We start from the raw sequence: 5,096 nt of genomic DNA, 5'->3' as shown, positions 1-5,096 counted from the left end.
GGAAAGGAATCCTCCAACCCCGCCTGCAGTTGGTCCTCGAGCGTGCGTGGTTCTTCGGACCGGCCGGGCGTTCTGCGCGTGTCGATCTTCTCCAGCGACTGTTTCTTTTTCGGCGAATCGTTGGCGTTCCGGACCAGGGCGTAAAGCTGCTCGATCGCGAGTTCCTTGATCGTTTCGAAATCGGCCCGATCGTCCTTGGCAGCCTCGATTTGATCAACCATGGCTTTCTCGAAGCGGTCGAGGCTGTCGCCTCCGCAGGCATGGGAAAGGCGCAACAGGGCTTCGTTCAGCATCAACGGAGCGAAATGTGCTGAAGCTTCAAGCCTGAGTTGCCTTAAACGGTCCGGAGTTGCGGCCTGCAACTTTGACATGGACAACCTCCTTTCTCCCACAAGCGTCTCAACGGGATTTGACCGCCGATGTTCCACCGTGCCTGAACATCTGTCATGCCATGCGAGCTACAGGAACCAGCTTGCCACCAATCCCGCCGACGCCGCAAAAATCGCCAAGGTCGTCACGCCGCCCAGGATGTTCGTGCTTGTGCTGTTGACCTTGTCGCCCATGATCTTGCGATTGTTGGTCATGATGAGGATGAGAAGCAGCAGCGGCGGCGTTGAAAATCCTTGCACGATGCCGGACCAGACGAGAGCTTTCATCGGGTTGAAGCCGAAGAAATTGAGACCCACCGCCACCAGCGTTATGACCCCGATCGCGATGTAGAATTTGGGAGCCTGCCGGGGTTTGGCATGCAGGCTATTCTTCCATCCCATCGCCTGGGCGAAATCGAAAGCAGCGCCAGCGGTCATGATCGGCACGGCCAGGAAGCCGACGCCAATTACACCGGCCGCAAAGAGAATGCCGGCAGCGTCGCCGGCAAGCGGCCGCAGCGCTTCGGCCGCCTGTGCCGCTGTCTCGATCTGCGTGTGTCCGGCCTTGTAGAGCGTCGACCCGGTCGAAAGGATGATAAAATACATGATCAGATTGGAGAACGTCATGCCGATTAGGATATCGCGGCGGGATCGGCGCAGTTCACCCTCGGTGGCGCCTTTGCGCTCTTCGAGGCTCGTTCGACCCTTGGCGATCTCCTCCTCCACCTCCTGATTGGACTGCCACGTGTAAAGGTATGCGGAGAGAGTGGTCCCGACGATGGCGACGAGGATGGACAGGTACTCTCGGCTGAACTCGATTTGTGGCAACAGCGTGCCACGCAGGATGGAAGCGGCATCCGGTTTGGCAAGCACCGCGGAGACCACATAGGCAAGCAGAGCCAGAGCCAGCCACCGGAACACATTTCGGATCAATTTGTACGATCCGAGCACCTGCAGGGCAAAAATGACGACCGCAACGGCAGTGACGACCAACGGAGCAGGCAGCGGAACGAACAGCACAATAGCCGCCGACATGGCGCCAAGGTCGGCGGCTGCCTCGATCGTGTTGCCAATCAGCACGCCCACCAGCACGGACCATAGCAGCCAACGCGGATAGAGGTCCGATATGACCTGGAAAAGCCCGCGACCCGAAACCTGGCCAAGTTTGGATGAAAGGTAGACGACGAGATACATCATCGGCAGCGTGACAGGTGCCGTCCACAGCAGGTCGGGGCCGAACCGCGCTCCGGCGCTGGCGTAGGTACCGATGGCCGAGCAGTCGTCATCGGCCGCGCCGGTGATCAGGCCAAGCCCAAGAGCCCGAACGACGTCGCCCCCTTTTCGCCTGCTTTCCCTTTGGCCAGCATTCTCAGGCGGCTTGTTCATTGAAGGCGCGTCTTTACCGAGGCCACGCAAGAAATCATGACGAACATTCCAATCGGATGGCGATGAAGCGTTGCAGCTGCATTGAGATCGAGGTTCGAACCTCCGGTCAGGTTTTTTGTTCCTGGACACGGTCCCGGCCCGCAACGGCGGCGGAGCCGAACGTCAAAGCGAATGCTCCGTCCCCCTGAAGAAGACAATGCTTGTGTCGAAGCCAATCCTTCAGGCGACGTGGCAAGCTATTTCTTCAAGTCAGCGGCTCGTACTGCCGCCGATCACCATCCGCACGCCGAGGCCGATAATGAGACAGCCGGCGAGCCGCTGCTGCCAAAGCCTTGCGCGAGGGTGCCGCATGACCCATGCGCCGACCGCGCCCGATGCCAAGGCGTAGGCTCCCAGCACCAGCACACCGGTTATCTTCTGTGTTGCGCCAAGCAGCACCAGTTGCAACGTGACGGAGCCCCTATGCGGGTCGACAAATTGCGGCAGGAACGCAACCATGAACATCAAAGGCTAGGGATTGCTCAGATTGGCGATCATTCCTTCCCGGGCGGCGGCGAGCGGCCGCAGGGCCTTGATGTCACCTGTGGGAATGGTTGCCGAGGCTGAAAGCAGCAGCCGGAAACCCAGCCACATGATATAGGCCGCCCCGGCCCATCGAAGCAGATTGAACGCCACCGGCGAGGCGTGGACAAGCGAAGACAGGCCGAATGCAATCAGCGGAAGCTGCACCAGTCCGGCGCCCAGCGTCATGCCGAGTACCGTGAACAACGCCACGCCGCGCCCGTGTCCGATGCCGCGGGCCATCACCAGCATGCTGTCGGGGCCTGGCGGCACCTGCATCAGAATGACGGTTCCGACAAAAGCTGTCCACAATGAGAGGTCGATGGGCATCTCCTTTCGCGCCGCCGATGACATCAAAGCGGCCAGCCGTCACCGGGTTCCGGCGGCAAATGAAAATGTCCATCGTGAAGAACCTCCATGAACCCGTCAGATGGAACGCGGTGCAGTCCTGGAAGTTGAAAAGCCGGAGCCGTTCCTGAACCGGTTTTGGAGGCCTGATCCGTGCATGAACCGATAAACGCCTTCCCGCTCCCGCTGGATACGTCTCCGATGGAGGCCAGGCTTGCCGATGCAATCCCAAGGGATGGGAACCGCTGGCAGTACGAGCCTAAATGGGACGGATTCCGCTGCCTTGCTTTCAAGAGCGACGACACCGTTGACCTGCGCGCCAAATCCGGCAAGCCGCTCGGCCGCTATTTTCCGGAAATCACGGAGATCCTGCGTGACCTCAAGCGCGGGCATTTCGTCATCGACGGCGAGATTGTCATCGAGGTGGACGGTGAGCTTTCCTTCGAGGCGCTGCAGATGCGTCTTCACCCGGCACAAAGCAGAATCCGCAAACTGAGTTCGCAGACGCCTGCCAGTCTGATCCTCTTCGACATGCTTGCCAGGCCGGGCGGCGAGGTCATCACCGGCAAACCACTTGTCGAAAGGCGGCGAGCGATCGAGGACTTCGTGACCTCCTCGAACAGTCCGGATCTTCGCCTGTCGAAGTGCACTTATGATGCAGCGACGGCGGCTCGATGGCTGAACGGGGCCGGCCATGCATCGACCGACGGCATCGTGGCCAAAGTGCTCGACGAGCATTATCTGTGCGGCGAACGTGCGATGGTGAAGGTAAAGCCGAGGCGCACCGCCGATTGCGTTGTCGGCGGTTTCCGCTATCTCGCGGGTAGCCGTGAGGTCGGCTCACTGCTCCTCGGCCTCTACAATGACGACGGCAAGCTCGATCACGTCGGCTTCACGTCGACCATCGCCAGGACCGACAGAGGAGCGCTCACGCGCCGGCTGGAAGGGCTGCGGTCAGAGCCCGGATTCACCGGCAAGGCGCCCGGCGGCCCGAGCCGCTGGAGCACGGAGCGCAGCGGACAATGGGAGCCTTTGGAACCTGAACTGGTGGTGGAGGTCCGCTTCGACCACGTCACCGGCAATCGGTTTCGCCATGGCACCAAACTGCTGCGCTGGCGCCCCGACAAGGCGCCACGGCAATGCACGTTCGAGCAGATCGAATAAACCGCCCCAGGAAGATCGCCCCAGAAACCTGTCACGATTTATTGCGACGAAGGAACCAACTCGGGATTCACCGGTTCGGACACCATCCACCCGGAGCTACCCTGACATGCCGAATGCAGCAGAAATTCTGATCGACACACTCGTCGCCTGGGACGTGGAGGTGGTGTTCGGCTTGCCGGGAGACGGCATAAACGGGGTCATGGAAGCGTTGCGGACGCGGCGCGACAAAATTGCCTTCGTTCAGGTCCGGCATGAAGAGTCGGCTGCCTTCATGGCATGTGCATATGCCAAGTGGACAGGAAAGCTGGGCGTGTGCCTTGCGACGTCCGGCCCCGGCGGAACACATCTTCTGACCGGCCTCTATGACGCCAAGCTCGACCAGGCTCCGGTGCTGGCGATTACGGGCATGCAGTTCCACGATCTGATCGAGACGTTCACGCAACAGGATGTCGATCTGACGCGCGTGTTCAACGATGTCTCCGTTTATAACGCCCATGTTGCCGATGCCGCGCATATGGAAAACGTCGCCAGCCTTGCCTGCCGAACGGCGCTGGCGCGCAAGGGCGTCGCCCATCTTTCGATTGCCAGCGACATCCAGGAGCAGGAGCGTGATCCGTCGAAGCGCTCCAAGCGCAATCGCCCGGCGCACACGCCGCAGGATATGTTCGCCGGTCACAGCGTACCGCTGGACGTTGAGCTCGACAAAGCCGCCGCCATTCTCAATGACGCTTCGCGGGTTGCGATCTTGGCCGGGCGCGGCGCCATCGGCGCGGCCGCCGAACTCGAACACACGGCGCGCCTGCTGCAGGCGCCTGTCGCGAAGGCTTTGCTGGGCAAGGCGGTGCTGCCGGACGACCATCCCTACACCACCGGCGGGATCGGCATTCTTGGAACCCTGGCTTCGCAAGAGGCGATGGAGAACTGTGACGCGGTGCTGATTGTCGGTTCGACCTTCCCCTACATCGAATACTACCCGCAGCCCGGACAGGCCCGTGGCGTCCAGATCGACTGCGATGCGCAACGGATCGGCTTGCGCTTTCCGGTCGAGGCCGGCCTCGTCGGCGACGCGGCCGAGACATTGCGCGCGCTCAACCAGCGCCTGACGCAAAAGCCCTCCGATGAATTCCTGCGCCGTTCCCAGGAGACCATGAGAAAATGGCGCGAGATGATGCGGCAGTCGGAAGACATGCAGGCGCAACCATTGAAGCCACAAGCGATTGCCCGGGCGTTCGGACAAAGATTGGCGGACGACACAGTGCTGGCCACGGA

The 5,096-nt window shown here is 61.1% G+C and carries 6 protein-coding genes; 2 read left to right on the top strand and 4 right to left on the bottom strand.

The annotated features are described in order from the left end of the window. The 4 genes from ENZ74_RS21130 to ENZ74_RS35255 form a co-directional block, all read right to left on the bottom strand. The coding region (locus ENZ74_RS21130) for a hypothetical protein (RefSeq protein WP_127312973.1) at positions 1 to 371 on the bottom strand (371 nt) is incomplete at its 3' end. 87 nt (positions 372 to 458) lie between these two features. Continuing rightward, the gene (locus ENZ74_RS21125; protein ID WP_063170144.1) at positions 459 to 1,754 is read right to left on the bottom strand and encodes an Nramp family divalent metal transporter; all 1,296 of its coding nucleotides are present in this window, start codon (positions 1,752 to 1,754) and stop codon (positions 459 to 461) included. 249 nt (positions 1,755 to 2,003) lie between these two features. Further along, positions 2,004 to 2,258, bottom strand: coding sequence for a hypothetical protein (locus tag ENZ74_RS35260; RefSeq protein ID WP_244514264.1), 255 nt, complete (start codon positions 2,256 to 2,258; stop codon positions 2,004 to 2,006). Positions 2,259 to 2,264: 6 nt separating this feature from the next. Beyond that, positions 2,265 to 2,645 (bottom strand): LysE family translocator, encoded by a 381-nt coding sequence (locus ENZ74_RS35255; protein WP_244514263.1) that lies wholly within the window; start codon positions 2,643 to 2,645, stop codon positions 2,265 to 2,267. A gap of 171 nt (positions 2,646 to 2,816) precedes the next feature. Between ENZ74_RS35255 and ENZ74_RS21115 the strand changes: the two genes are divergently transcribed. Both ENZ74_RS21115 and ENZ74_RS21110 read left to right on the top strand, forming a co-directional pair. Beyond that, on the top strand, positions 2,817 to 3,827 hold the full coding sequence (locus ENZ74_RS21115) for an ATP-dependent DNA ligase (protein ID WP_027164032.1): 1,011 nt from the start codon (positions 2,817 to 2,819) through the stop codon (positions 3,825 to 3,827). Between the two features lie 106 nt (positions 3,828 to 3,933). Further along, positions 3,934 to 5,096: thiamine pyrophosphate-binding protein (locus ENZ74_RS21110; RefSeq protein ID WP_127312972.1), on the top strand; the 1,163-nt coding region annotated here is incomplete at its 3' end.

This window comes from Mesorhizobium sp. M7A.F.Ca.CA.002.15.2.1 (assembly GCF_003998715.1).
Classification (GTDB): domain Bacteria; phylum Pseudomonadota; class Alphaproteobacteria; order Rhizobiales; family Rhizobiaceae; genus Mesorhizobium; species Mesorhizobium ciceri.
Note: the sequence above shows the minus strand (reverse complement) of the source record. Positions and strands in the feature narration are given on the sequence as shown.

What these genes read in the sequence shown, in the direction of transcription:
- ENZ74_RS35255 (WP_244514263.1), bottom strand. Translation starts at nt 2,645, where the DNA reads ATGCCCATCGACCTCTCATTGTGGACAGCTTTTGTCGGAACCGTCATT.
- ENZ74_RS21125 (WP_063170144.1), bottom strand. Translation starts at nt 1,754, where the DNA reads ATGAACAAGCCGCCTGAGAATGCTGGCCAAAGGGAAAGCAGGCGAAAA.
- ENZ74_RS35260 (WP_244514264.1), bottom strand. Translation starts at nt 2,258, where the DNA reads ATGTTCATGGTTGCGTTCCTGCCGCAATTTGTCGACCCGCATAGGGGC.